Origin of the sequence: Mycobacterium sp. GA-2829, from assembly GCF_001499965.1 — a bacterium.
Taxonomy (GTDB): Bacteria; Actinomycetota; Actinomycetes; order Mycobacteriales; family Mycobacteriaceae; genus Mycobacterium.
This window is the reverse complement of sequence record NZ_LQIT01000067.1, coordinates 171747-198559: the sequence shown is the minus strand read 5'-3', so window position 1 is coordinate 198559 and position 26813 is coordinate 171747. Positions and strand designations below refer to the sequence as shown.

The following is a 26813-nucleotide window of genomic DNA, read 5'->3' as shown; positions in this document are numbered from 1 at the left end:
CGCTACATCGACGAACAACGCAAACTCAACGACGACTTCGTCGCCGAACGCAACCGACCCCCGCCCTTCTAGCGGCAGGTCATTCGGAGAGCTGGAACTCCACCATCGCCGTCACCGTGTCGACGGCCTCACTCAGCGCGTGCAATCGCGCCGACACCGACGGCGCGGCCAGCACGGCGTATTTGTCGGCCTGCCCCATCGGCACCCGAGCAGCCAATCCGTACAACCGCTTGGCGATGTCCGACTGCTCCGGCCCGAGCACCGCCGAACGCCCACCGAAGTCCGTTCCTCGCGCCGCCGCGATCCGCTCATACAGGGCGACGATGCGGTCCTCGACGTCGAACACCGCCGCCGGTTCCACCGGCGGCCCCGGTTCATCGGGCCACACCTCGACGTCGGCCCGCGGATACGGGGCGTCGTCCAGCCACTCTGTGATCCGAATCCGTTCCCCCATGACGCAATTGAGCCGGAACCGGCCCACCCCCAGGTTGGCGTGGTCGACGACCCGGGCCAGCGCGCCGACGCTGCTGCGCCGATCGCCCCCGCCGACCTCCCGCCCCGCCTCGATCAGCACCACCCCGAACGCCGGGTCGGGCATCTCCAGACAGTCCCCCACCAGCGCGACGTAACGGGGTTCGAAGATCCGGAGGGGCAGCTGCTCGCCGGGCAGCATCGCCACCTCGAGCGGGAACATCGGCGTGACAGTCACAACCCCAATATGACCCGGCCCAAAAGGCTGGTCAATGCGTACCGGTCACGGGTAGTGGAAGGTGCGCCGCCGCACACGATCTCAGCGGAATCCGCCTCCGACGACGGCATCCTTGACGGGCGTCGCGGGCGCGGCGAACGTGCACACCGCGCTGGCCAGCGTGATCCACAGTTCCGGGTTCATCGCCACCAGCGAGTTCTCCGCGCCGATCGCCTCGATCACCTCCCGCTGCGTCGCGGGGTCCATGGCGACGTACTCGCCGCAGGTGGTGTCGGCCAGCGCTGCCGGCGGCGACCCCGGCGGTCGCGGCGCCCGCGTCGTCGGATCGGGCACCCGCGCCCGGGTCGTCGGCGACGGGCTCGTCGTGGGCGGGGTGGTCCTGGCGGTCGCATCGGGGCCGGCCACCGGTGTTCCCCTGGTGACCTCGCTGCAGCCGGCGGTCAAAGCGGCGACCGTCCCGGCCACCACCAGCCACCGCCGCACCGTCATCGACCCAGCCTATAGCTCGAGTTCGGCGACCAGCGCGTCCACGACCGAGCGCAGATCACCGTCGTGCTCCTCGGCCACCCGGCGCTGCCGCTGATAACTGGCCCCGTCGCGGTAGATGTCGGCGACCCCGGCGAGTTCGTCGGCGCAGTCCAGTGAGCGGGCCACCGGTTCGAGCCGGGTCAGCAGATCGTCGAGGTCCTCGGTCACCAGCCGCTCGTTGCTGTCCGCGTCGAGGATGATCTCGGCGTCGAGCCCGTAACGCGCTGCGCGCCACTTGTTCTCCTGCACATGCCACGGCGGCATCACCGGCAGCTCCTCGCCCGCGTCGAGCCTGCGGTCGAGATCCACCACCAGACAGTGGGTCAGCGCGACCAGCGATCCGAGTTCGGCGAGATTGGACACCCCGTCGAAGACCCGGATCTCCACGGTCCCCAGATGCGGTGACGGCCTGATGTCCCACCGGATCTCGTTCATGTGGTCGATGATCCCGGTCTTCTTCTGGTCGTGGACGAACCGTTCGAACTCCGGCCACGACTGGAACTGGAACGGCAGCCCCGCGGTCGGCAGCTGCTGGAACATCATCGCCCGGTTGCTGGCGTATCCGGTGTCGGAGCCGTCCCAGTACGGCGAGGACGCCGACAGCGCCAGCAGGTGCGGGTAGTGGTTGAGCAGCGACGAGATGATCGGCATCACCTTGTGCGCCGAGGAGATCCCGACGTGGACGTGCACACCCCAGATGAGCATCTGCCTGCCCCACCACTGGGTCCGCTTGATCAACTCCGCGTAGCGCGGCGCATCGGTCAGCTGCTGGGTCGACCAGTCCGCGAACGGGTGCGTCCCCGCGCAGAACAACTCCATGTTGCGGCTGCGCACAATCCGCCGCACGGTCTGCAGCGTGTCGTGCAGATCCGTCATCGCCTCACCGGTGTTCTCGCAGATCCCGGTGACGACCTCGACGGTGTTGCGCAGCAACTCCTTGTGTACGTGCGGGGTCTCGCCGATCTCGGCGATGACGCCGGCGGCCTCGTTGCTCAGATCGCGGGTGTCGGCGTCGACGAGAGCGAACTCCCACTCCACGCCGAGGGTGGGCCGGGGCGACCCGGCGAAGTCGATGCGACTACTGGGCGGGACCGATAACACCGCACGCCACCCGCCCACCGGCGTCACCGGTGGCCATGGTCGCCTGATCCGGTCCCGGAGCGCCGTTGACCTGGTTGTACTTCTCCGGCGGGATGTTCGCGAAGTTGTCGGCCTTCTCGTGGATGATGATCGCGGTGCCCTCACCGGAGGTCAGATCCTCGGCGGTGAACGCGTCGGTGGTGGTCACCACCATCGCCGACCCGTCCTCGCGCACCTGCAGCGAGGTGAGGTCGCCGCTGGCCGGATGCCCGGTGTTGCCCTCGGCCTGGAAGTGTCCGCCCGCGGAGTTGAAGTTGCCCGGCGCACCGCCGCCCGGCGCCACCGAATTCGGCTCACACTTGCCGACCTGATGGACGTGCATGCCGTGGAACCCGGGCGCGAGCTGACCGGACGCGACCGTCTGCACGGTCACGGTGGCGTAGCCGCCGCTGAAGTCGAATTCCGCGTTCGCCACGGTGGTGCCGTCGGGGCTCTTGAGCTCAGCGGTCAACTTCTCCCCGCCCTCGCCCTGGGCACCGCCGCCGCCTCCGTGCCCTTCTTCGGGCGCCGCCGAGGGTGACGGCGAACCGGTCCACACCGAGGGTGTGGTGCCGGGCTCGCTGGACACCGGCTCATTGGGACTGCAGGCGCTCAGCGCGAGCGCGGGAACGGCGAACATGGCGGCGACGGCTGCGGATTTGAGACCGGGCTTGAGCATGGTCAAGAGCCTAACCGGTGACCGCCACGACGACGCCCGGTGGTTGTTCGGTGATCGGCGGCACCCGCGGTTCGACCGGCGCCTCGAGCAGCCGGCCCACCGCCTCGGCGGCCTCCTGCTCACCCGGTGTCTCACCGAAGTACACGGTCGTCGCCGGGACGCCTTCCATCACGAGATTGCCGGTCTCGGTGACGTTCCAGCCGTCGTCACGCAGCCGCGTCGCCACCCCTTCGGCGGCACCCGCGACGTCGGAGATGTTGAAGACCCGCACGTCGGGACGCTCGGGGGCGGCCTCGGCGGACGGTTCCGGCGACGGTGTCGCGGTCGTGGTGGTGGCCACCGTCGTCTCGGCCGGATCGTCGTCCGACCGCAGCGCCTGGAATCCCACCAGAAGGAACACGATGCCGAGGAAGAGCAGCACCATGACGATGGCGCGCAGAGGCAGGCCGGAGGATTCTCGCTGGTTCATCACGCCCCACTGTATCCAGCGGGTGGGTTCAGGTGACCTCGAAGCCCAGGCGGCGCGCCGCGCGCGCCTTCTGCCTGCTGGCCCGCAACCGGCGCAGGCGTTTCACCAGCATCGGATCCGCCGCGAGCGCCTCGGGACGGTCGACGAGGGCGTTGAGCACCTGGTAGTAGCGGGTCGCCGACATCGAGAACAGCTCCTTGATGGCGTCCTCTTTACTCCCCGCGTACTTCCACCACTGGCGTTCGAACGCCAAAATGTCGAATTCGCGCCTGGTCAGTCCTGCAGGCAGATCAGAGTCGTCACCGGATTGCTCAGTCTGCGCCATGGCGCCGTCCATATTGCTCCTCGGACCCTCCGACACTCGAAAATGACACCGATGTGGTTCGGCGCTCATTCAATCACGGCAGCGAGAGTTGAGGCGGCACCGCTGCGGGCGAGTCGGCTCACATAACCGCCGCGCCCTAAGCTCTCCGATGTGGCCGTAGTACCGATTCGCATCGTGGGAGATCCCGTCCTGCGCACCGAAACCACCCCGATCCCCGTCGGCGAGGACGGATCCCTGCCCGCCGATCTGGCCGATCTGATCCGCGATCTCTACGAGACCATGGACGCCGCCAACGGGGTCGGCCTGGCCGCCAACCAGATCGGCGTCTCCAAGCGGGTGTTCGTCTACGACTGCCCCGATTCCCGTGGCCGCGCGGGCCGCCGCCGCGGCGTGGTGGTCAACCCCGTCCTCGAGACGTCGGATGTCCCCGAGACCATGCCGGATCCCGACGATGACGACGAGGGTTGCCTGTCGGTGCCCGGTGAGCAGTTCCCGACCGGTCGTGCCGACTGGGCGCGGGTGACGGGTCTGGACGCCGACGGCAACGAGATCACCATCGAGGGCACCGGATTGTTCGCGCGGATGCTGCAGCACGAGACCGGACACCTCGACGGCTTCCTCTACCTCGATCGGCTGGTCGGCAGGCACGCCCGCGCCGCCAAACGCGCCGTCAAACACAACGGCTGGGGGGTCCCCGGCCTGAGCTGGACCCCGGGCCGGGATCCCGACCCGTTCGGGCACTGATCCGTCCGTGACCGATCTGCCCCGGCCCGGCACCCGGGTGAGCCTGCGTTACCGGCTGCCCGCCGGTTCCGTGCCGCCGCTCAACGACGTCGTCGGACATGTCGTCGACCGTGAGCCGGTGATCCGGGTCCGCACCAAAGCCGGTGACACCGTGGAGATCTCACCCGCCGATGTGGTCACCGTCCGGGTGCTCACCGACGTCCCGGTCAAGGCCTCGCAGATCCGCGCGGTCGAGTACGCCGCCGCGATGGCCTGGCCCGGTCTGCACCGGGAATGGGTCGACGGCTGGCTGCTGCGCGCCTCCGAGGGCCACACCCACCGCGGCAACTCCGCTGTGCCGCTGGACATCACCGTGAGTGCGGCGACCATCCCGGTGATCCGCGACTGGTACGCCGGCCGCGGCCTCACCCCGTGGCTGGCGGTGCCCGACCGTCTGGTGCGGCTGGACATCACCGACGCCCATCTGGAGAGCATCGTGATGGTGCGCGCGGTCACCGATGACGACGCCGCGCCGCAGACCACGATCGCGTCCGAACCCGATCAGCAGTGGCTGACCGTCTATCAACGCGACGTCCCCCTCGGGGTGCTCACCGCGGTGGTCGACGGACAGGTGGCGTTCGGCCGCATCGAGGACGCCGCGGTCGGTCGGGCTGCGGTCACCACAGCGCACGACGGCACCCGCTGGGTCGGCCTGTCGGCCGTGCGGGTCGCCGAGGACCGCCGCCGCCAAGGCCACGCCCGCACCCTGTGCGCGGACCTGCTGACCTGGGGCGCGCGCAGCGGCGCGAGCCACGCATACGTGCAGGTGCTCTCCGACAACGACGGCGCGATCGCGCTCTACGAGTCGATGGGGTTCACCGCACAGCACCGGGAGCGCTACGTCGACGCTTCTAAGCTGTAGCGCATGCGGCTGGCCACCTGGAACGTCAACTCCATACGCGCCCGGGTGGACCGGGTCACCGACTGGCTGGAACGCGCCGACGTCGACGTACTGGCGATGCAGGAGACCAAGTGCAACGCCGAGCAGTTCCCCACCATGCCGTTCGCCGCGCTCGGCTACGACGTCGTGCACTGCGGGTTCAGCCAGTGGAACGGGGTGGCGATCGCCTCGCGGGTGGGCATCGACGACGTCGCGGTCGGGTTCGACGGTCAACCGACCTGGAGTGACAAACCCGACGTGGAGGCCGCTGCGGAGGCGCGGGCGCTCGGCGCGACCTGTGCGGGAGTGCGGGTGTGGAGCCTCTACGTCCCCAACGGCCGCTTCGTCGGCTCGCCGCACTACGCATATAAGCTCGAATGGCTTGCCGCCCTTCGTGATACGTCACAGCGATGGTTGACCGAGGAGCCGGCGCTGCCCATCGCGATGGTCGGCGACTGGAACATCGCCCCGACCGACGACGACGTGTGGAGTGTGGAGGCCTACCAGGACAGCACCCACGTGACCCCGCCCGAACGCGAGGCGTTCAGCGCGATCGTCGACGCCGGGTACGCCGATGTGGTGCGACCTTTCACGCCCGGCCCCGGCGTCTACACCTACTGGGACTACACGCGTCTGGCGTTCCAGAAGCGGCGCGGCATGCGCATCGACTTCATCCTCGGCTCACCGGCGTTCGCCGACCGGGTCACCCACGCCGAGATCGTCCGCGAGGAACGAAAAGGCAAGGGCGCCAGCGACCACGCACCCGTACTGGTGGAGCTCAGCGACCCGCGTTGAGCAGTCGGGCCAGTTCACCGCGGGACCGGATCCCCAGCCTGCGGTAGACGCGCGACAGATTCGCCTCCACCGTCTTCTCGCTGACGAACAGCGCGGCGGCGATCTCGCGGTTGGTCATTCCCTGTGCGGCGGGCTCGGCGAAGCGGCGTTCGGATTCCGTCAGCCCGGCCGCATTCTGCCGCCCTGCCAGCGCCTCGAGTTCGGCGCGCGCCTGCCGTGCCCACAGCTGAGCGCCGATACGGTCGAACGTGGCCAGTGCCGCCGAGACGATGGCGGTGGCCGCGTCGTACTGGCGCCGCCGGTGCTGCAACCGGCCGACGACGAGCTGGGTGCGGGCCAGTTCCAGTGGCATCGACAGCCTGCGGTGTTCGGCCAGTGCGCGGTCGCCGGCGGCGACCGCCCCCGGGAGGTCACCCTTGGCGGCGAGCAGCAGTGCGCGGCAGCGCGCACCGACCGCGAGCATCCACGGCCGGTCGAGGCGGCGGCCGTTGCCCTCCAGGGTGTCGACGAGCCGTTGTGCCTCGTCGAGCCGCCCCACCCCGATGTACGCCTCGACCGCATCGGGAAGGAAAGCGGCGGTGACGATCTCGGTCGACGGCGTCATCGTCGACCACCGGTCGACCGATGGGCTCAACACCTCGGCGGCGGTCTTGTGGTCGCCGAGCGACACCTCGAGGAACCCGAGGCTGGTGGTCAACCACACGCCGAGCCGACTCAGTTCACATCGCTGCCCGACCGCGAACGCCTGCGCGGCGAACCGCCGGGTCTGGTCCTCCCGTCCCAGGTGCGCGCTGACCATGACCCGCACGATCAGCGCGATGAACAGGGGCAGATCGCCGTGGGACCGCAACGCCCGCTCCACGCTGTCCTCGGCCACCCGCTCGGCGGCGGCAAAGTCGCCCCGCCACAGGTGGACCTGGCCGAACTGGAAGTCGAGGAAGGACCATTCGCTCTCGTCGCCGCGTTCGCTGCAACGCTGGGCGATTCCGCCGAGCCGGTCGGCTGCCTCGTCGAGGCGATCGGTCCACAGCATCAGCAGCGCGTGCAACGTCCTGGGCCGCGTCGCCAGCGGCATGTCCTCGGGTTCGTCGAAATCGGATGCCCCGGCGAGTTCAGACTCGTCGAGGCCGTGGCCGAGCAGGAACCGCAGCACCGCCCGCATCGGCCGCGCCTGGCTCCGCAGATCGGGCCGGCCGAGCGAATCGGCCTGCGCCACCGCCTCTTCGACGCACTCCATGGCACGCTCGACGCGTCCGGCGTTGAACACGATGAACGCGAGCACCACGAGCATCTGCACCCGCCGGTCGGGGCTCACCCCCGGCTCCGCGACGGCTCGCTCGAGCAGCGTCACGGCTTCCGCGGAGCTGTTCTCCCACAACCGCACCAGGCCGAGCAGATGTAGTGCCCTGGCCCGCATCTCACCGGGATCAAGTCGAGAGATGTTGTGCTCCAATAGTTCCCGTGTGCGTGCCGGATAGCCGCCCTCGAAGTGGCATACCGCGGCGCGCAGGGTGCGTTCGGGGGTGTCACCGCCGCAGGCGCGGGCCATGTCGAGTAGTTCGGCCGCCGCCGCGGGAGCCCCGCGCATGCGGGCCAGGTCGGCGGCCTCGTCGAGCGCCTTGACCGTCTGCTCGTCGGGTGCGCCGTCGCCGGCCATCGCGCGGTGCCGCGCCCTGGACTCGAGGCTGTCGACGACGTCGGCCAGCCTGCGGTGCATGGAGCGGCGATCCTCCACGGACGCTTCGGCGTACACCCCGCGCGCCAGCAGCGGATGCGAGAAGTTCACCCGGTACCCGTCGATCTCGACGATGCCGTGCCGTTCGGCCTCCTCCAGTGCGGCGACCGCCCAGTCGACGCCGTTCCCGTTCGCCCGGGCGACCGCGTCGATGGTGGGGTCGGCCAGACACGCCACGGTCAGCAGCGCTTCACGGGTCTGGTCCGACAGTCCGGCGATGCGGGTGCGCACCAATTCGGCGAGCGTGGTGGGCAGTGTCGCGGCGCCACCGGTGTCGCGGTCCAGCGCGCGCGCCAGTTCCAGCGCGTAGAACGGGTTGCCTGCCGAAACCTCGTGCACCCAGGCCATTCTCGGCCGGGTCAGCGAACGTCCCAGTTCGTGGTTGATCATGGCGTGCAACGCCCCGACGCTCATCGGGTGCACCTGCGCCCGGTACAGCCGGTCCGGACGCGACGGTTCCAGCTGGGGGCGGTCACCGTCGCCGGAGCGCACAGTGGCCAGGAAGCCGATCGGGCCGCTGACCCGTCGCGCCACCGCCGCCAGCACCACCGCCGAGGTCCCGTCGAGCAGGTGCAGGTCGTCGACCGCGACGAGGACGGGACCGTACTCTGCGAGATGCTCGAGCACGGATCGCAGCGCGGCGCCCACCGCGCGCTGATCGGTGCCGGGGTCGCCGTCCTCACCGCTGGACAGCACCCGGTCGATGGCCAGCCGCTGCAGCGTGGGTAGCCGATCCAGCTCGACGGGGTCGACGTCGACGAGCAGTTCGGCCAGCGACGAATACGCCGCCGCCGATTCGCTCGCCACAGGATGGGCCGTCAAGACCTGGAAACCGCGGGCGCGGGCGCGGGCCACCCCGGCGCGCCACACGGTGCTCTTGCCGATCCCCGCGTCACCCTCGAGCATCAGCACAGCGGTGCCGTCGGGCACCGCGGCCAGCAGGGCGTCGACGGCGCTCAGCTCCGCATCGCGGCTGATGAGCTGGAGGGGCACTCCGCCATCTTGGCAGCAGATCAGCGATGCTGCGGGCCAGACGGCCATCGTTGCTGGATGTGAAGACGGTGGGCCCCGCACCGCGGGGACCCACCGCCTGCTCGGCGCTACTCCGTCGAGTCGCCCGTGGCGCCGCCGTCGGCGCCACTGTCGTCCTTGGGCGACTCCTTGGTGGACTCCTCGGCGGACTCGTCGGCGGTGTCCGATTCCGCGCCGTCGGTGTCGTCGGCCGCGTCCGACTCGGTCTCATCGGCGACGGTGTCGTCGGCCTCCACGTCCTCCACGCCGGGGAGGTCTTCGTCGGCCGTGTCGGTCACGTCGTCAGTCACGTCGTCAGTCACGTCCTCGGATGAGGCGTCGGCGTCGGTCTTCTTCGAGGACACCGTCTGCGTGACGACCGAGTCCTCGTCACCGCCGACCTCATCCGTCACATCGTCGTCCTCGGAGGTGGAGGAGGTCAGCAGCCCGGTCTCGGGTTCGCCTGCGGGCGCCGACCTCTGCGGTTCGGACGACGTGGCCAGCGGGTTGCCGGTACCGCCCCAGCCGATGGCCTTGGCGACGATCTGGCTGAGGGAGACCAGGGCCGACAGCGGGCCGATCGCCCTACCGTCGACCGGCAGCGTCAGCGGGAACCCCATCATGTCTGTGGTGGTGGTCAAGCCCACGGCGTTGAAGATCGACCCGCCGATACCTTCGTCGGCCAGTCCGGTGACGCCCGGACTGAACAGTCCGCCGAACTGGATGTTCAGGTTGTGCAGGGTGGTGCCGGGCGACAGCAGTCCTGACCGGTTGAGCAGCGGCACCAGGCCGTCCAGGTTCAGGTTCGCGCCGTTGAGTGCCCCGTCGACGATATTGGCGGGGATGTCGATGACGTGCTGCACCGCAGCCGTGAAGTCGCCCGCGACCAGCGACGTGACCACGCTGTGCAGGCTGTTCACCAACGCCACGGCCGGGCTGATGAATGGTCCGGCGAAACCCATCGCAACGCCGCTGAGCGGTGAGGACAGGACGTTGAGCACCTCGGTGACCAGGTCGGTCGTCTGGGCGGGAGTGCCTGCGGGCAGGAGTTTCGGGATCGACTGGCGCAGGATCTCGTGCCACCCGTCGAGCGATTGCGCGGCGAGCATGCCGTCGGTGTTGTGGTCGAACCCGACCAGGGTGGTGGCGAGGAACGCGGCGTCGATGTTGGAGACAATCTGGTCGAATACGGCACCGATGCTGCCCGGATCCCGCAGCAGCTCCTCGAGGTAGCCCGCCTGATTGGCCAGGATCTGCTGCAGCAGTACCGCCGGGGCCTCCATGAAGACGTCGCCGATCTGCTCGGCGCCCGCCGATGCCGTCCGGAACGCGTCGATCCACGGCTCCAACGGGTTGTACTCGGCAGCCAGGCTCACCGCGGCCGACGCGATCGCCGGCGGGGACACGACGGGTGTGGAAACCGTCAGCGGACTGATGGCGACGACGCCGGCTGCGGCCAGGCTGACGCCGAGAGTAGACCGCCGAGGACGCGCTGCAACCTGCATGGACACTCCTTCGTAGGGGCGGGATCGGGCGATCCCGCGGAACCTACCGGAGAGTAAATTACCGCTAAGTAGGTCGGTGCAGTTTCAACGAACAAAAAATGCACATTTGTAAAATGTCCCACATAGTGGGAAAACGACGTGTTCGTCGTTCGACCAATCAGGCTGAGCGGCTGACCTGTTCCGCGGCGCCAGGCGTGTCGGCATAGCGTCCCGCGTTGAACAACGAGGCCGCCGCGCCGATCAACATCATCACCGCGGCTGCGACGAACACCACCACCAGCCCGCTGTGGAATGGTCCGGTGATCAGCTCCGGAAAGAACGTCTTCCCGGTGAGCACCTCGACGTTGACGCCGGGCTGCTGCAGGGCGTGATAGGGCTCTAACAGTTCGGCGATCGGGTTGTAACCGAGGAACGCCGCGAACAGGCTGCCGACCGGCGGCAGGTTGGCCACGTCATCGGCGATCGGGGCCGCGACGCCCTGGGCCTGCAGACCGCTGCTCATCGCACCGGGCAGAGAGTTGGCCAGCCCGACGATCATCAGCGAGAAGAAGATGCCGATCGACAGCGACGAGCCGGCGTTGAAGAACGTCGCCCGGACCCCGGAGGCGGCGCCGCGTTCGGCGGCCGGGACGCTGGACATGATCGCCGCGGTGTTGGGCGCGGTGAAGATGCCGCCGCCGAGGCCGTTGAGGAAAACCAGCAGCGCGAACACCCAGTAGTCGAAATTCACCGGGATCAACACGAGAGCGACGAACGTCGCGGCCATCAGCAGCATGCCGCCGACGGTGAACGGCCGGGCCCCGAACCGGTCGGACAGCGATCCGGCGAGCGGTCCGGCGATGAGGAACCCAGCGGTCATCGGCAGCATGTAGATGCCCGCCCACAGCGGCGTGGACTCGAAGCTGAAGCCGTGCAGTGGTAGCCAGATGCCCTGCAGCCAGATGATCAACATGAACTGCAGCCCGCCGCGGCCGACCGACGACATCAAACGCGCGAGGTTGCCCATCCCGAACGACGCCGACCGGAACAGGCGGATGTTCACCATCGGCTGGGCGACACGCAGTTCGATGACGCAGAACGCCACCAGCAGCAGCACCCCGGACCCGATGGCGCCCAGTACATATGGGCTTGTCCACCCGGTGGTGGAGGCGCCGTAGGGCTGGATGCCGTAGGTGATGCCGATGAGCAGCACCGTCAGCCCGATTCCGAACGTCAGCGTGCCCGCCCAGTCGATCCGGCCCGGGGTGCGCACGCCGAGCTCGCGCAGCGAACGGTAGCTCCAGACGGTGCCGAGGATGCCGATCGGCACACCGACCCAGAAGATCGCCTTCCAGTTCCACTCCGACAGGAATCCGCCGATCACCAGACCGAGGAACGACCCCGCGACGGCGGCCACCATGTTGACGCCCAGCGCCATCCCGCGCTGATTGGCGGGGAAGGCGTCGGTGAGGATCGCCGACGAAGAGGCCATCAGCATGGCCCCGCCGACACCCTGCAGCACCCGCCAGGCGATCAGCGAGACGGCGCCGCCGCCGAGGTGGAACGGATCGAAGGACAGCGCGACGGCGGCCACGGTGAACACCGCGAAGCCGAGGTTGTAGATGCGGACGCGGCCGAGCATGTCGCCGAGCCGGCCGAACGGGACCACCAGCACCGCGGTCACCACGAGATAGCCCATGAGCATCCAAAGCAGATAACTCACGTTGCCCGGCGCCAGCGGGTTGAGCCCGATGCCCCGGAAGATCGCGGGCAGCGAGATCAGCACGATGGAGGCGTTGATCGTGGCCAGCAGGGTGCCGAGCGTGGTGTTGGACAGCACGACCCACTTGTAGAACGGGTGGTCGTGATCCATCTGGATGCGGCGGCGGGAAGTCTCTGTCACCGCGACCTGCTGGTCGGCCACGACCGGTGCCGCAGTCGGTCCGAGTTCAGTCGTCATCGGGATTCATTTCGTATCGGAGCGAGCGCGGCGCGACGCTGCGCAATCGGTAATACACATATGTTAGCTATATAAAACATCGCGACTAAACGCGCAGGCGCGACGTCTGGCCGGGGCCAGCCGGCTGCGCTAGGTTGATCAGCGCTGGGATACACCCAGCGACCGATACGCGGGAGCGCGCACCGAGCGTGCTGAGAGGACAGCTGGGGCTGTCGACCGTACGAACCTGACCGGGTAATGCCGGCGTAGGGAGATCTGATGAGTGAAGTTCTGTCGTTGTCCGACGCCGCCGGTGTGGACGCCACCGTCACCACTGGGCCGATCACCGGAAGCACCAAGGTCTATCGCGACGTGGACGGCATGCGCGTCCCGTTCCGTCGCGTGCACCTGACCAACGGTGAACATCTCGACCTTTACGACACGTCGGGGCCGTACACCGACGCCGACGCGGCGATCGACCTGCGCGCGGGTCTACCCGCGCGGCCGGGAGTCGTCCGCGATCGCGGCACGCAGCTGCAGCGCGCCCGCGCGGGAGAGATCACCGCCGAGATGGCCTTCATCGCCGCGCGCGAGGGCGTGCCAGCCGAGCTGGTCCGCGACGAGGTGGCACGCGGCCGGGCGGTGATCCCGGCCAACCACAACCATCCCGAGAGCGAGCCGATGATCATCGGCAAGGCGTTCGGGGTGAAAGTCAATGCCAACATCGGCAATTCGGCGGTGCGGTCGTCGATCGCCGAGGAGGTCGACAAGATGGTGTGGGCCACCCGGTGGGGCGCAGACACGATCATGGACCTGTCTACCGGCAAGGACATCCACCTCACCCGGGAGTGGCTGCTGCGCAATTCGCCGGTCCCGGTGGGCACCGTGCCGATCTACCAGGCGCTCGAGAAGGTCAACGGTGACCCGGCCTCGTTGACCTGGGAGGTCTACCGCGACACGGTGATCGAACAGTGCGAGCAGGGCGTGGATTACATGACTGTGCACGCCGGGGTGCTGCTGCGCTACATCCCGCTCACCGTGCAGCGCGTCACCGGCATCGTCAGCCGCGGCGGGTCGATCATGGCGGCCTGGATGCTGGCTCATCACAGCGAGTCGTTCCTCTACACCCACTTCGTCGAGCTGTGCGAGATCCTGGCCCGCTACGACGTCACGTTCTCCCTCGGCGACGGGTTGCGACCGGGCTCGATCGCCGACGCCAACGACGAGGCGCAGTTCGCCGAGCTGCGCACCCTCGGCGAGCTGACCACGATCGCCAAAGCCCATGGCGTGCAGGTGATGATCGAAGGCCCAGGGCACGTGCCGATGCACAAGATCGTGGAGAACGTGCGACTCGAAGAGGAGCTGTGCCAGGAGGCGCCGTTCTACACCCTCGGCCCGCTGACCACCGACATCGCGCCGGCCTACGACCACATCACCTCGGCGATCGGCGCGTCGATCATCGCGCAGGCCGGTACGGCGATGCTCTGCTACGTGACCCCCAAGGAGCACCTCGGGCTGCCCGACCGCAAGGATGTCAAGGACGGGGTGATCGCCTACAAGATCGCCGCGCACGCCGCCAATCTGGCCAAGGGCCATCCGCTGGCCCAGCAGCGCGACGATGCACTATCGAAGGCGCGCTTCGAGTTTCGCTGGCACGACCAGTTCGCGCTGTCACTCGACCCCGACACCGCGCGGGAGTTCCACGACAAGACGCTGCCCGCCGAGCCGGCGAAGACCGCGCACTTCTGCTCGATGTGCGGGCCGAAGTTCTGTTCGATGCGCATCACCCAGGACATCCGCGACGCGATGGCGGACAAGTCCCGGGAGTTCGCCGAGCACGGCAACCGCGTGTATCTACCCTTGAGCTCGTGAACTTCCTGCCGCTCAGTCCGCCCGGCCAGACGCCGGTCCGCGTGATGACCATCGCCGGTTCCGATTCCGGCGGTGGCGCGGGCATCCAGGCCGATATGCGCACCTTCGCACTGCTCGGTGTGCACAGCGCGGTGACCGTCACCGCGGTGACGGTGCAGAACTCGTTGGGCGTGCGCGCTTTCCATGAGATTCCCGTCGACGTCGTGGCCGGCCAGATCGACGCCGTCGTCACCGACATCGGAATCCAGGCGGCCAAGACCGGCATGCTGGCGTCGTCGGCGATCATCGACACCATCGCGGGCACCTGGCGCGATCTCGGGCTCGCCGGCGCCACACCCCTGGTGGTCGACCCGGTGTGCGCCTCCATGCACGGTGACCCGCTGCTGCACCCGAGCGCACTGGACACGCTGCGCAAAGAGTTGTTCCCGCTCGCGACGCTGGTGACGCCCAATCTCGACGAGGTCCGCCTGCTCGTCGGTATCGACGTCGTCGACGCACAGACCCAGCGCGATGCGGCCAAGGCGTTGCACGCGCTCGGCCCGCAGTGGGCGCTGGTCAAAGGCGGCCATCTGCGATCGTCGGCGCAGAGCCCGGACCTGCTGTTCGACGGCGAGAACTTCCACGAGTTCGACGCCCCTCGGGTGGACACCCCGCACGACCACGGCGCCGGGGACACTTTGGGCGCGGCAACGGCGTGTGCACTCGGGCACGGCTACTCGGTGCCCGAGGCGGTGGCGTTCGGCAAGGCGTGGGTGACCGAATCGCTGCGCTGGGCGTATCCGCTCGGCGGTGGGCACGGTCCGGTGTCGGTGCTGTGGCGTCTCGGGACGTGAGCCGTCAGGAGCTGGCGGACATCGCCGGGGTGCTCCATCATCCGCAGGGCTCCCCGGCGGGCGCGGTCGTGCTGACCCACGGGGCCGGCGGCAACCGGGAGTCCCCGCTGCTGGTCCGGATCTGCGACGAGTGGGCCGCCCGCGGCTGGCTGGCGATCCGCTACAACCTGCCCTACCGGCGTCGCAGGCCCAAGGGGCCACCGTCGGGTTCAGCGGCCACCGACCAGGCCGGGGTGGCCGAGGCGGTCGCGACGGCGCGCGGTCTGGCCGACGGGCCGGTGCTGGCAGGCGGACACTCCTACGGCGGTCGCATGACCTCGATGGCCGTCGCCGACGGGCTCGCCGTGGACGCGCTGACGTTGTTCTCCTATCCGCTGCACCCACCCGGCAAGCCCGAACGCGCACGCACCGAACACCTACCGCGGATCGGCGTGCCGACGGTGTTCACCCACGGCACCGCCGACCCATTCGGCGGTATCGACGAACTCGCCGCGGCGGCGGCACTGGTCAGCGGTCCGACGGAACTCGTCGAGATCACCGGCGCGCGCCACGATCTGGCGTCCAAGACGCTCGACGTCCCGGCGCTCGCGGTCGACGCGGCGCTGCGCCTGCTGCCCTGACCGGGCTATGGTCGTGCCATGACCACGCCGCCGGGCCCGTACGGCCAACCCCCGTACGGAGATCCCGCCTACGGTCAGCAGCCCTACGGTCAGCCGTACTACCCGCCGCCCCCGCCGCAGCCGTACGCGGAGATGCCGCAGGCGCCGCCGCCCCCGCCGAAGAAGAGCAGGCTGTGGCTGATCCTGGGCATCGTGGCGCTCACCGTCGTGATCGCGATCATCGCGGTGGTGTTGTTCGTGGCGCTGGTGGTGCGGGGTGACGGGGTGAGCGCGACCGCGGTGAAGCTCGGCGACTGCCTGTCGGAGATCCCCGACGGCAACCGGGTGCGGACGGTCAAGACCGTCGGCTGCGACGAGCCCCACCGCGGTGAGGTGTTCGCGGTGCTGACGATGCCCGACGGCGACTTCCCAGGCCAGAAAGCGGTCACCGAATTCGCCAACCGGTGCACCCCGGAGCTGGCGAGCTACGCCCCCGACGCGATGACCGACGACACCGTCCAGCTCTACGTCCTGTTCCCGACCGAGGAGACCTGGTCCGACGGCGACCGCGCCGTGACCTGCGTCGCAACACTCGACCCACCCCGGACAGGTTCACTCAAGAGCTGACCTCGCCGAGGTCGAGACCCCCGGTACCTGGGGTACCGTCTACTCATGACTTCGGAGCAGTACGACGCGGTCATCGTGGGCGCCGGATTCGCCGGAATCGGTGCCGCGATCCAGCTCAAGCGACTGGGCTACGCGAACTTCGTCATCCTCGAGCGCGAGGACGATCTGGGCGGCACGTGGTACGTCAACCACTACCCCGGCCTGGCCGTCGACGTCCCCACCACCACCTACAGCTACTTCTTCGAGCCGAACCCCAAGTGGTCGCGGCTGTTCTCCACCGGGACGGAGATCAAGCAGTACGCCGACGACGTCGCCGACAAGTACGACGTGCGACGCCACATCCGGTTCAACACCGCCGTCGAGGGCGCCCGCTGGGACGAGGACGCGAAGGTGTGGCGGGTGACGCTCGCCGACGGCGAGACGCTGACCGCGCGCTACCTGATCACCGCCACCGGATTCCTGTCGCAACCGCGCATGCCCGACATCCCGGGTATCACCGAATTCGCGGGCAAGGTCATCCACACCACCGACTGGGACGACTCGTTCGACCCGTCCGGCCACCGGATCGCGATCATCGGCACCGGCGCCACCGCCGTGCAGTTGATCCCCGAACTGGCCAAGACCGCGCGCGATCTGACCGTCTACCAGCGCACCCCGATCTGGGTGTCACCCAAGATCGACATCCGGTTCTCGGAGCGGACGAAACGCCTCTTCGCCCGGATCCCGTTGCTGCAGCGCGTCCTCCGCCTGATCACCGACACGATCTACGAGGCGATGATCAACATCGGGGTCGTGCACTACAAGGTGCCGCTGTTCCGTCGCCTCAACATGTCGGCGATGGACTTCTGCAAGATCCACCAGTTCATCTCGATCCGCGACAAGGAACTGCGGCGCAGGCTCACCCCGGACTACGACATCGGCTGCAAGCGACCGACGTTCTCCAACAGCTACTTCCGCACGTTCACCAAACCGCACGTGCACCTGCAGACCGACGGGATCGCCCGGGTCGAGGCCGACGGTGTGGTCAACGGCGACGGCACCAAGACCGTCAGCGACACCCTGGTGCTCGCGACCGGATTCGACCTGTGGGAGGCGAACTTCCCGGCCATCGAGATCATCGGCCGGGGCGGCCGCAACCTCGGAAAGTGGTGGCGCGACACGCGTTTCCAGGCCTACCAGGGTGTGTCGATGCCCTACTTCCCGAACTACCTGAGCCTGGCCAGCCCGTACGCGTTCCTCGGGTTGAACTTCTTCAACACCATGGAATACCAGATGCGGCTGATGGACCGGCTGTTCGGCGAGGTGCACCGCCGCGGCGCCACCACGTTCGAGGTGACCGAGGAGGCCAATGCCGCCTACCTCGAGCGGATGACCAGACTGCTCGGCAGCTCGCTGTGGACGCTCGGCAACTGCGCCTCGTCGCGGTCGTACTATTTCAATCCCAGCGGCGAACCCTCGCTGCTGCGCCCGATGTCCACCCGCGACGCCATCAAAGAGGCGTCCGAGTTCCCGCTCAGTGATTACCAGATAGCGTGAGAGGACCCGTTGTGCCGCAACAGAACAAGCGCGCCGCCAAGCTGACCGGTCTGGCCATCGCGGCCACCGGACTGGCGCACTTCGCCCGGCCCCAGCTCTTCGAACCGATCACCGTGCCCGCGTTCCCGCAGAACACCCGCCGCCACATCTACACCAACGGCGGGCTGGAGACGGTGATCGGGCTCGCGCTCGCCGGCCGCAAGACCCGCAAGCTCGGGCTCGCCGGTCTGCTCGGCTACGGGGCCTACTTGGCGGGCAACACCGTTCGCGCGCGGTAGCGGCCGAGCAGCGTCAGATCCATCATCCCCGCGACGAGCGCCCTCGCGTAGGGCGAGTTGCGGTAGTGCACCAACCGACCCAGGTCGGTGGTGACGGCCTGGGCGGCGTAGACGGCGAAACGTGCCTGTCCCACACTCCATTCCGGGCGCAGCGCCACCACCAGGTCGGCCCAGCCCTCAACCGTCGACCGCTGCAGGTTACGCAGGATCTGCTGATCGGCCGATGACATGTTGAGCCGCTCGGTGTAGTAGACGTAGTCGAGTTCGGGCTCGGCGAAACAGCGCGCGACGTGCCCGTCGATCAGCTTGGCCAACGCCTCCTCGCGGTCCGCGGTGCTGTCGAGGATCGCCGACATCTCCGCCGACCAGCGGTCGGCCGACCGGCGGAACGCGCTTGCGAGAATGTCGCTCTTGCCGGAGAAGTACTTGTAGATGCCGGAGGCGGGCATGCCGACCGCGGCGGCGATGTCCTCCATCGACGTGTCGCGGTAGCCCTTCTCGTTGAACAGCCGCAGCGATTCGGTCAGCAACGCTTCGTATTTCGAGCGGTGCGCCGGCGCGGTGGCGCCTGGTGCCTCCGGGAGGTCGGGCAGCGTCGGGAATTCCGCGGGCACCAGCGCCAGGACGAGTTCGGCGAGCAGCGGACGGATCTGACCGGCGGGCAACTTGGCGCGGTGGTCCACCACGCTGCCGAGCACGCTGATCATCGCCGTCGACAGCGTCCACCGCTGCCGCGAATCCAGCTCCGGGCGCAGCACGCGCAGCGGTTTCTGCACCCGCCGGTGCACGGTGCGCACCTGCGAATCGAGGGTCGCCTGGTCGTCGCCGCGCAGATATCGCGCCTCCCAGCGGTACAGCCCGCCGGACTCCCGGTTGGCCAGCGCGGTGTCGCAGAGCGCGGTGGCCAGGCGCCCCAGCAGCTCCCGCGGGTCGTCGGCAGGGGCGTCGTCGGCGAAGGCGGTGGCGTCGACCAGGTGCTGTCCGAGGGCCAGCACCGCATCGCGGAACAGTTCGTACTTGCCGGTGTAGTGCCGGTACAGCGCGGCCGCGGAGATGCCGACCCGCGAGGCGATCGCGTCCATGCTGACCCCGTGGTAGCCGAGCAGGCTGAACGCCTCGGCCGACGCTCTGGCGATCTGGACCTTGCGGTCCTTGGGACGACGCCGGACACCGTCACCGTGGCCGGGGGTGGGCGCCATGCCGAACACACTATCGCTGCCCGTCCGCGCATATGTCCGATGTCGACGCGGACTGAGAATGGGCGTTAACATAGTGCAGACGTCGACGGGGGGTCACATGCACGCACGAGGCTGGTACATCGCCATCGGCGGCGCCATCCTGATCGCGATCGGGCTGTTCGCGCTGCGCTGGCCGGTCTTCATCGACAGCTACGACCAGTGGGGTTGGCAGATCAACTGCGGCAACGGATTCATCGCCAACCTCACACAGGCGGAGAACGCGGGCGCCGACGACAGCGCCTTCGTCGACTCCTGCCAGACCGCGCTGTTGACCCGTCGACTGTGGACCATCCCCCTGCTCGTCGCCGGGGTCGTCGCGCTGGTCGCGGTGCTGCTGACCGCGACGGTGTCGCACCGGGACGATGCGTTGGCCGGCGACCGCGAGACTTCTTAACATCACGGTGTGAACCCCTCCGGCGGTCCGGCGCTGCCGCGGCGTCTCGGACCGGCCGACGCTGTCGTCATCGGGCTCGGCGCGATGATCGGCGCCGGCATCTTCACCGCACTGGCCCCCGCGGCCGCCGCGACGGGCAGCGGTCTGCTCATCGGGTTGGCCGTCGCCGCGGTCGTCGCGTACTGCAACGCCACCTCCTCGGCGCGCCTCGCCGCGCGCTATCCGCAGTCCGGCGGCACCTACGTCTACGGCCGGGAGCGGCTCGGCGAGTTCTGGGGCTACCTGGCGGGCTGGGGTTTCGTCGCGGGGAAGACCGCATCGTGCGCGGCGATGGCGCTGACCGTCGGCGTCTACGTGTGGCCGGGCGGTGCGCGGGCGGTCGCGGTCGCCGCGGTGGTGGTGCTCACGGCGGTCAACTACGTCGGCATCCGCAAGTCGGCGTTGCTGACCCGCGTGATCGTGGCGGTCGTGCTGGGCGTGCTCGCCGCGGTCGTCGTGCTGGTGGCCGGATCGGGGGATCCCGGACGGCTGGCCGTCGGGGCCGGTGTCACCGCGGGCGGCGTGCTGCAGGCGGCCGGGCTGCTGTTCTTCGCGTTCGCCGGTTATGCCCGCATCGCCACGCTCGGCGAGGAGGTGCGCGATCCCGCTCGGACCATCGCCCGCGCCATCCCGCTGGCGCTCGGGATCACGCTGATCGTGTACGCGGTCGTGGCGGTCGCGGTGCTCGCGCAGCTGGGCGGCGCAGCGCTGGCGGCCTCGTCGGCGCCGCTGGCCGATGCGGTGCGGGCCGCCGGGTTCGGAGGGTGGGTGCCGCTGGTCAGCGTCGGGGCCGCGGTGGCCGCGCTGGGCTCGCTGCTCGCGCTGATCCTCGGGGTCTCGCGCACCACACTGGCGATGGCGCGCGACCGGCACCTGCCGCCCGGGCTGGCCGCGGTGCACACCCGATTCGGCACCCCGCACCGCGCCGAGCTCGCGGTCGGCGCGGTCGTCGCCGTGTTGGCCGCGACGCTGGATCTGCGGGCGGCGATCGGGTTCTCGTCGTTCGCCGTGCTGGTCTACTACGCCGTCGCCAACGCCTCGGCGTGGACGCTCGGCCACCGGGTGGTGCCCGCCGTGGGCCTCGTCGGCTGCCTGGTGCTGGCGTGCGCGCTGCCGTGGACGTCGGTGGTGTCCGGGGTTGCGGTGCTGGCGGTGGGCGCGGCGGCCTATGCGGTACGCCGCGCGCGGGCGCCCGGCCACCGGGCAAGATAGTCAACCGTGGCCGCGCTGAGCTGGAAACCCGTCGAGACCCGCACCGACGCCGACCTCGTCGTCGCCCCGCACGAACGGCTGAGCTGGCCGCGCACCATCGGGCTCGGCGCCCAGCACGTGGTGGCGATGTTCGGGGCCACGTTCCTGGTGCCGGTGCTGACCGGTTTCCCGCCCGCCACCACCCTGCTGTTCTCCGGGGTGGGCACCATCGCGTTCCTGCTCATCACCGGCAACCGGCTGCCCAGCTACCTCGGCTCGAGCTTCTCGGTGATCGCGCCCGTGACCGCGGCGGTCGCGGCGCAGGGCACCGGAAGCGCACTCGGCGGGATCGTCGCGCTGGGGTTGGTGCTGATCGTCATCGGCGGGGTCGTCCACCTCGTGGGTACCCGGTGGCTCGACGCCGCGCTGCCGCCGGTGGTGACCGGCGCGATCGTCGCGCTGATCGGATTCAACCTGGCCCCGGCCGCGAAGACGAACTACGAGGCGGGTCCGGTGGTCGCCACCGTCACGCTGGTGCTGCTGGTCGCGACGCTGGCAGTCTTCCGCGGCATGATCGGCCGGTTGGCGATCTTCCTGGCGGTGGTGATCGGCTATCTGCTCGCGCTCGCGATGGGCGATGTGGACACCGCGGCGATCGCGGCGGCGCCCTGGCTGGGCCTGCCCGACTTCCAGGCGCCCTCGTTCTCGCTGTCGGTGCTGCCGATGTTCCTGCCCGCGGTGGTCGCGCTGATCGCCGAGAACATCGGGCACGTGAAATCGGTCGGGCAGATGACGAAGACGGACATGGACCCGCTGATCGGGCGGGCGCTGGCCGCCGACGGTGTCGCGACCACGCTCGCCGGTTTCGGCGGCGGTTCGGCGACCACCACGTACGCGGAGAACATCGGCGTCATGGCCGCCACCCGGGTGTACTCGACGGCGGCGTACTGGGTGGCCGCGCTGGTGGCCATCGCGCTGTCGCTGTGTCCCAAGATCGGCGCGGCGATCTCGGCCACCCCGGCCGGTGTGCTCGGCGGGGCGACGGTGGTGCTCTACGGTCTGGTCGGCATCCTCGGCGTGCGGATCTGGCTGACCAACCACATCGACTTCTCGCTGCCCATCAACCAGATGACCGCGGCGATGCCGCTGATCATCGGGATCGCCGACTTCACCTGGCAGGCGGGTGAACTCACGTTCACCGGGATCGCGCTCGGGTCGATCGCGGCGCTGCTGGTGTACCACGGGATGCGGCTGCTGGGGTGGCGCACCGACAAGAAGGTGACTACCGGCGGTGACGGGCATCCCGGGGCGGCACACCGTTGACGCCGTCGGTCGACTGGGCGTAGGTGCCGACCGCGAATCCGACGGCGGGTGCCATGAGTTCGAGGGCCTTGCGGTCGACGTTGTCGATGGTGTCGCGCCGGGTGTGGTAGTTCGGGTCGAACGCGGTACCCGCCCGGCCGCCCCACAACCGCGCCTGCACCTCCGTCTTGAGTTGCGCCGCACCGGTGGTCGCACCGCCGATCGGCACCCCGGCGGCCAGGAACGGGTAGTAGTCGGTGTGATCGCCCAGCGGCATGTCGGCCGGCCGCACACCGGTCTCGTTGAGGTAGCCGGACAGCACCCGCTCGACGCCCGCCGACCCCTCGGGCACCGGTGTCGGTGTGGTGGCCGCGGATTGGTCCCCGTCGTAGGTGAAGTACCCGGCGTTGGGCGAGCCGAGCATGTCGAAGTTGAGGTAGAGCGCGATATCGTCGAGCTGGCCGGGGCCGAGGTCCCGCAGGTAGGCCCGCGAGCCTTCCAGCCCGATCTCCTCCGAACCCCAGAACGCGAACCGCACGGCGTTGGCGACCTGCGGGGAATGCCCCAGCTGCAATGCGGTTTCGAGAACCGCGGCGACGCCGGTGCCGTTGTCGTTGATCCCGGGGCCGCCACCGACGCTGTCGAGGTGCGCGCCGGCCATCACGACGTTGCGGGTGTCGCCGGTTCTGGTCTGCGCCAGCACGTTACGGGATTTCACCATCACCGGTTGACCGTCGAGGCGTAACGTCACCGGCGCTGTGGTGCGGCGCAGCGCGGCACTGACCTCCGGAGAGATGATCCCGACGGGCATGGTCAGCTCACGGTAGTACCCGGAGCTGAAGAGCGAGGGCGGACTGCCCTGACCGGCGCTGCCGCTGACGACCAGGAGCCCGACCGCACCTTTGGCCTTCGCGGTGTTCTGTTTGGCCACCACCGAACAACCCTTGTCGTCGACCACGGCGATCGCACCGCGGACGTCGACGTTCCCGTAGTCGCGTGCGGTGCAGCCCGCCGGTGTGGTGGGGCGCAGCGTGACGGCGTCAATGCCTTTGGGGCCGGTGTCCACCAGCAGCGAGGCCTTCTCCACCGGATGGCCGCGACCGTTGACGGTCAGCCGGGTCGCCCCGCCGCGCGTTCCGCCGTAGCGTTCGAATTCCGGGGTCTGCACCTCGAAGCCGTTGTCGCGCAGCGCGTTCGCAACGTAGTCGACGCTCTCATCGAATCCGGGGGTGTCCTGGGCGCGGTTGCCGTCGGTGCGGTCGGCGATGTCCTGCAGCGCCTCGAGGTGTGCGTAGAGCGCGTCGATGCCGATCCTGCCCGCCAGATCCTCGGCCAGATCGACGGGCGCGGGCGAGGGTGTGGAACAGGCGGTCAGTAGCACCGCCACCAGCGCGGTGGCTCCCCAGCGGATCCGCATCAGTCGCCGGCGGGGTGGCGGGTGCGATCGTCGCGGATCGGGATCCCGTTGCGGCCCCGTTGATCCTGGGCGTACAGGCCCACGGAGTACGCGACGCCGCCGCCGTTGATCTCCATCGCGGTGCGGTCGATGTTGGACAGGTTGTCGTCCTTCTTGTGGTAATTCGGGTCGAACGGTTCGTCGGCCGCGCCGCCCCACTCCTCGGCCTGTTCCTGGGTCTTCTTCTCCTCCGCACCCGAGAACAGGCCGCCGGCGGGGATGCCCGCGAGGGTGAACCCGTCGTAGTCGGAGCGGCCGTCGAAGCTGGTGTCCTCGGCGGGTTTTCCCGCCTCGTCGAGGTACTGGGCGAGGGTGCGTTCGATACCCGCCGACCCCTCCGGCACGCGGGGGGTGCCCGCCTCGGGGTTGGGCGGTGCGGACTGGTCGCCGTCGTAGGTGAAGTAGCCGGGGTTCGGGGAGCCCAGCATGTCGAAGTTGAGGTAGAGCGCGATGTCCTTGAGTTGGTCCTCGTCGAGGGATTCGGTGTAGTCCAGCGAGCCGAGCAACCCCTCCTCCTCGGCGCCCCAGAAGCCGAACCGCACGGCGTTGCGGATGTCGGGTTCCGGGCCGAGTTGCAGCGCCGTCTCGAGAATCGCCGCGACGCCGGATCCGTTGTCGTTGATGCCCGGCCCCTCGGGCACGCTGTCGAGATGCGCGCCGACCATCACCACGTCGGAGGTGGATCCGGTCTTGGTCTGGGCGATGACGTTTCTCGTGCGTTCGGTGCGCACCCCGGCGTCGAGCTTCAGGGTGGTCGGCCCCGGTGCGGCGCGAAGTTCCCCACCGATGGCCTTGGTGACGCTGACGGCGGGAATCTTGGCGTCGGCGTCTTCACCCAGGGTGCCGTTGACCACTTCGCCGTCGACGTTGTTGGCGACGACGAGCGCGACCGCGCCGCGTTCGGCGGCGACGGCCTCCTTGACGCCGAACGGGCATTCGCCGCGGTCGACCAGCACCACCGCACCCTGGACGGGAAGACCGTCGTAGTCCGAGGCGGTGCAGCCGGGTGAGTCCTCGACACGGGCGGCGACCAGCGGGCCGGTGACGCCCTGCGGGGCGGTGCCGATCGTGTACTCCAGCGGTTTCGCCTCCACAGCCCGCCCGTCGACGGACAGCTGGGGTTTCTCCGCGAACGGTAGGCGCACCTCGAACTCGGGGGTTTCGACGTCGAACCCCTTGTCCCGCAGCGTCTTCACCACGTAGTCGACGCTGGCGTCGTATCCCGGTGTGCCGAGGGCACGGTTGCCGTCGTGGGCGTCGGCGATCTTCTGCAGATCCTCGAGGTGGCCCATCATCGCGTCGACGGTGACCTTCTTGCGCAGCGCGTTGCCGTAGTCGACCGCGGCCGGTGAGGTCTCCTGCGTCGACGGGGCGGTGGTCGGGGTCCCCTCCCGCTCGCCGCCGTCGCCGCAGCCGGCCAGGCCCGCCGTGAGGGCAGCCGCCGACAACACCACGAGCATCTCGCGCACCATTGCACCCACGTTAGCCGGTGTAACTGTGTACGAGGCTCAGCTTCCGCTCGGCGACAGGCTGCGGGTCAGATCGTCGGCTCGGCGCTTCGCGTGCCGGCCCGAGTGCCCGCGTCGCGTCGTCAGCGCGGCGATCCGGTGCGCGATCGTCTCGGCGCGGTCGCTGGGCAGGAACGCCAAATACAGCACGAACATGGCGAGGCTGAACAGACCGATCGACATGCTGACGAAGATGCACAGGTGCAGGACCACGCCGGCCGCCAGTACCCACGGACGGGCGCGGCGATTCCACACGAGCAGTCCGATGGCCAGTTCGATGAGCAGCGTCGACCAACTCATCACGTTGGAGATGAGCAGGCTGTCGGTGAGCCAGCGCGGGATGCTGAAGAACAGTAAGTCGTTCTGCCGCAGCGAGTACGCCACGGCGGTTCCGGCTTGCCAGGTCTCCCCGTGCAGTTTCGCGACGACGGTCGACAGGTAGATGACGGACACCTGGATCTGCATGAGCCGGATCGGCCAGACCCGCCGGCGTTCGGCCGACCAGAAGGAGCCGGTGCGCCTGCGCTGATCGAGCGACAGCGCCGCACCCGAGGCGGACAGAGCGATGAACAGCGCCTCGACGCGCAGCAGCACGTCGCCGGCGTTCATCACGAACGGATTCCGCCGTTCGAACGACACGATCATGACGAAGACCAGCACCGCCGCCAGCCGGCTCCGCCAGCCGAGGGTCAGCGCGATCGAAGCCACCAGCAGCACCACCCACCCCACAAGGACGGCGGAGTCGGAGGGGAAGAGCCGGAAGACGCTCCAGGTGAAGTCCGCGTCGGGTGCCTTCGGGACCACGCCGGCGGGTCCGAAGCGGTCGTACAGTCCGGGGTAGAGCGACAGCGTCCACACGATCATCAACAGCCCGAAGGCGATCCGGATGAAGCCCAGTGGATACGCCGAGTCCTCGCTGAACCAGAACCGGCGCCAGAGCCGTACCGCGTCGCCGGTCACCGCGTCGCCACAGGTTGGGGTGAGCCCGCCGGTGCGGCGGGGGTGGCGGATCTGACCTTCTGGTCGAACAGCAGCTTGCGGACCGTCTTCGGCTCACCCTCACCGGGCAGGGGCAGCGTCTGGGACTGCACCACCATGAGGACGCGGACCGCGCGTTCGCCGGGTGCGGTCACCTCGCGGACGACATACCGGGCGAGTCCGGGCCGCAGCGCCTTGTGCCTGATGACCTCTTCCTTGAGCTTGCGCCAGCGGTAGCCCGGCAGCGAACGGTCGGCGTCGAGGCGCCAGACGCGGTCCTCGCCGTCGCTCATGATCACATGCACCTCGACTTCGGTGAGCTTGCGCGGCGGATTCGGCGAGAACACCCCCCAGCTTTGATCGAGCCCCGTTGCGCGCGTGAAGGGTTCGAGCAGCGGCGCGGCGGTGTCCTTGATGGCCGAGTCGGGCAGGGATCCGACGACGGCAATGGAGACGAGGAGCGTGACCAGGGTGCTGATCGCCACGTCGGCGGCCCGCTCACGCAT

The 26813-nt window shown here is 69.1% G+C and carries 26 protein-coding genes and 1 riboswitch; of the genes, 12 read left to right on the top strand and 14 right to left on the bottom strand.

Features of this window, described 5'->3' with window-relative positions; translation table 11 throughout:
• Nucleotides 1-79: 79 nt before the first annotated feature.
• The 6 genes from AU194_RS28520 to AU194_RS28495 form a co-directional block, all read right to left on the bottom strand.
• Entirely contained in the window at nt 80-709 is a 630-nt protein-coding gene (locus tag AU194_RS28520; protein ID WP_231743605.1) for an LON peptidase substrate-binding domain-containing protein, read from the bottom strand.
• 81 nt (nt 710-790) lie between these two features.
• The gene (locus AU194_RS28515; RefSeq protein ID WP_231743604.1) at nt 791-1198 is read right to left on the bottom strand and encodes a hypothetical protein; all 408 of its coding nucleotides are present in this window, start codon (nt 1196-1198) and stop codon (nt 791-793) included.
• A 9-nt stretch (nt 1199-1207) separates the two neighbouring features.
• Nucleotides 1208-2338: a glutamate--cysteine ligase gene (locus tag AU194_RS28510; RefSeq protein WP_059092620.1), complete on the bottom strand. Its 1131-nt coding sequence runs from the start codon at nt 2336-2338 to the stop codon at nt 1208-1210.
• Entirely contained in the window at nt 2316-3035 is a 720-nt protein-coding gene (locus AU194_RS28505) for a superoxide dismutase family protein (protein ID WP_059092603.1), read from the bottom strand. Before AU194_RS28505 ends, AU194_RS28510 begins: the two co-directional genes overlap by 23 nt.
• A gap of 10 nt (nt 3036-3045) precedes the next feature.
• A complete protein-coding gene (locus tag AU194_RS28500) occupies nt 3046-3504 on the bottom strand; it encodes a LytR C-terminal domain-containing protein (protein WP_059092602.1) in 459 nt (152 codons plus the stop codon).
• Nucleotides 3505-3532: 28 nt separating this feature from the next.
• A complete protein-coding gene (locus AU194_RS28495; protein ID WP_011557996.1) occupies nt 3533-3841 on the bottom strand; it encodes a DUF3263 domain-containing protein in 309 nt (102 codons plus the stop codon).
• A gap of 138 nt (nt 3842-3979) precedes the next feature.
• On the opposite strand from AU194_RS28495, the gene AU194_RS28490 reads away from it, so the two are divergent.
• The 3 genes from AU194_RS28490 to AU194_RS28480 are packed head-to-tail and all read left to right on the top strand — an operon-like array spanning nt 3980 to nt 6287.
• Nucleotides 3980-4573 carry a peptide deformylase gene (locus AU194_RS28490; protein WP_059092601.1) on the top strand — a complete coding sequence of 198 codons (594 nt, stop codon included), beginning with the start codon at nt 3980-3982 and terminating at the stop codon, nt 4571-4573.
• A gap of 7 nt (nt 4574-4580) precedes the next feature.
• Nucleotides 4581-5474 (top strand): GNAT family N-acetyltransferase, encoded by an 894-nt coding sequence (locus tag AU194_RS28485; protein ID WP_059092600.1) that lies wholly within the window; start codon nt 4581-4583, stop codon nt 5472-5474.
• A 3-nt stretch (nt 5475-5477) separates the two neighbouring features.
• Nucleotides 5478-6287 carry an exodeoxyribonuclease III gene (locus tag AU194_RS28480; RefSeq protein WP_059092599.1) on the top strand — a complete coding sequence of 270 codons (810 nt, stop codon included), beginning with the start codon at nt 5478-5480 and terminating at the stop codon, nt 6285-6287.
• Here the strand turns inward: AU194_RS28480 and AU194_RS28475 are convergent.
• From AU194_RS28475 to AU194_RS28465, 3 genes are all read right to left on the bottom strand, one after another.
• Nucleotides 6271-9015: an AAA family ATPase gene (locus tag AU194_RS28475; RefSeq protein ID WP_059092598.1), complete on the bottom strand. Its 2745-nt coding sequence runs from the start codon at nt 9013-9015 to the stop codon at nt 6271-6273. The genes AU194_RS28480 and AU194_RS28475 overlap by 17 nt on opposite strands.
• Before the next feature lie 107 nt (nt 9016-9122).
• Entirely contained in the window at nt 9123-10538 is a 1416-nt protein-coding gene (gene gjpA / locus AU194_RS28470; protein ID WP_157576571.1) for an outer membrane porin GjpA, read from the bottom strand.
• A gap of 157 nt (nt 10539-10695) precedes the next feature.
• Complete coding sequence (locus AU194_RS28465) at nt 10696-12477, bottom strand: MFS transporter (RefSeq protein WP_059092596.1); 1782 nt, start codon at nt 12475-12477, stop codon at nt 10696-10698.
• A 159-nt stretch (nt 12478-12636) separates the two neighbouring features.
• Nucleotides 12637-12745, top strand: a riboswitch (TPP riboswitch).
• On the opposite strand from AU194_RS28465, the gene thiC reads away from it, so the two are divergent.
• The 6 genes from thiC (at nt 12736) to AU194_RS28435 (ending at nt 18201) form a co-directional block, all read left to right on the top strand.
• Nucleotides 12736-14328, top strand: a complete 1593-nt coding sequence (thiC, locus tag AU194_RS28460) for a phosphomethylpyrimidine synthase ThiC (protein ID WP_059092595.1) — start codon at nt 12736-12738, stop codon at nt 14326-14328. It overlaps the preceding riboswitch by 10 nt.
• Nucleotides 14325-15161: a bifunctional hydroxymethylpyrimidine kinase/phosphomethylpyrimidine kinase gene (thiD, locus tag AU194_RS28455; RefSeq protein ID WP_059092594.1), complete on the top strand. Its 837-nt coding sequence runs from the start codon at nt 14325-14327 to the stop codon at nt 15159-15161. Before thiC ends, thiD begins: the two co-directional genes overlap by 4 nt.
• Complete coding sequence (locus AU194_RS28450; RefSeq protein WP_157576570.1) at nt 15158-15781, top strand: alpha/beta family hydrolase; 624 nt, start codon at nt 15158-15160, stop codon at nt 15779-15781. Before thiD ends, AU194_RS28450 begins: the two co-directional genes overlap by 4 nt.
• An 18-nt stretch (nt 15782-15799) precedes the next feature.
• A complete protein-coding gene (locus tag AU194_RS28445; protein WP_059092592.1) occupies nt 15800-16387 on the top strand; it encodes a septum formation family protein in 588 nt (195 codons plus the stop codon).
• Between the two features lie 45 nt (nt 16388-16432).
• Complete coding sequence (locus tag AU194_RS28440) at nt 16433-17923, top strand: NAD(P)/FAD-dependent oxidoreductase (RefSeq protein WP_059092591.1); 1491 nt, start codon at nt 16433-16435, stop codon at nt 17921-17923.
• An 11-nt stretch (nt 17924-17934) separates the two neighbouring features.
• Entirely contained in the window at nt 17935-18201 is a 267-nt protein-coding gene (locus tag AU194_RS28435) for a hypothetical protein (protein WP_059092590.1), read from the top strand.
• Here the strand turns inward: AU194_RS28435 and AU194_RS28430 are convergent.
• Nucleotides 18168-19400, bottom strand: a complete 1233-nt coding sequence (locus AU194_RS28430; RefSeq protein ID WP_231743603.1) for a TetR/AcrR family transcriptional regulator — start codon at nt 19398-19400, stop codon at nt 18168-18170. The genes AU194_RS28435 and AU194_RS28430 overlap by 34 nt on opposite strands.
• A gap of 97 nt (nt 19401-19497) precedes the next feature.
• Between AU194_RS28430 and AU194_RS28425 the strand changes: the two genes are divergently transcribed.
• From AU194_RS28425 to AU194_RS28415, 3 genes are read left to right on the top strand one after another with little or no spacing between them, the layout of a single operon-like run.
• Nucleotides 19498-19833, top strand: a complete 336-nt coding sequence (locus AU194_RS28425) for a hypothetical protein (protein ID WP_059092619.1) — start codon at nt 19498-19500, stop codon at nt 19831-19833.
• A 9-nt stretch (nt 19834-19842) separates the two neighbouring features.
• A complete protein-coding gene (locus tag AU194_RS28420) occupies nt 19843-21084 on the top strand; it encodes an APC family permease (RefSeq protein ID WP_059092588.1) in 1242 nt (413 codons plus the stop codon).
• Nucleotides 21085-21090: 6 nt separating this feature from the next.
• Nucleotides 21091-22386 carry a uracil-xanthine permease family protein gene (locus AU194_RS28415; RefSeq protein WP_059092587.1) on the top strand — a complete coding sequence of 432 codons (1296 nt, stop codon included), beginning with the start codon at nt 21091-21093 and terminating at the stop codon, nt 22384-22386.
• Here AU194_RS28415 and AU194_RS28410 read toward each other — a convergent pair.
• From AU194_RS28410 to AU194_RS32045, 4 genes are read right to left on the bottom strand one after another with little or no spacing between them, the layout of a single operon-like run.
• Nucleotides 22346-23782, bottom strand: coding sequence for a M28 family peptidase (locus tag AU194_RS28410; RefSeq protein WP_059092586.1), 1437 nt, complete (start codon nt 23780-23782; stop codon nt 22346-22348). The two genes, AU194_RS28415 and AU194_RS28410, sit on opposite strands and share 41 nt — an antisense overlap.
• On the bottom strand, nt 23782-25293 hold the full coding sequence (locus AU194_RS28405) for a M28 family metallopeptidase (RefSeq protein WP_059092585.1): 1512 nt from the start codon (nt 25291-25293) through the stop codon (nt 23782-23784). The genes AU194_RS28410 and AU194_RS28405 overlap by 1 nt, the downstream gene beginning before the upstream one ends.
• A gap of 36 nt (nt 25294-25329) precedes the next feature.
• Nucleotides 25330-26289, bottom strand: coding sequence for an HTTM domain-containing protein (locus tag AU194_RS28400; RefSeq protein WP_059092584.1), 960 nt, complete (start codon nt 26287-26289; stop codon nt 25330-25332).
• Entirely contained in the window at nt 26286-26813 is a 528-nt protein-coding gene (locus tag AU194_RS32045; protein ID WP_059092583.1) for a hypothetical protein, read from the bottom strand. Before AU194_RS32045 ends, AU194_RS28400 begins: the two co-directional genes overlap by 4 nt.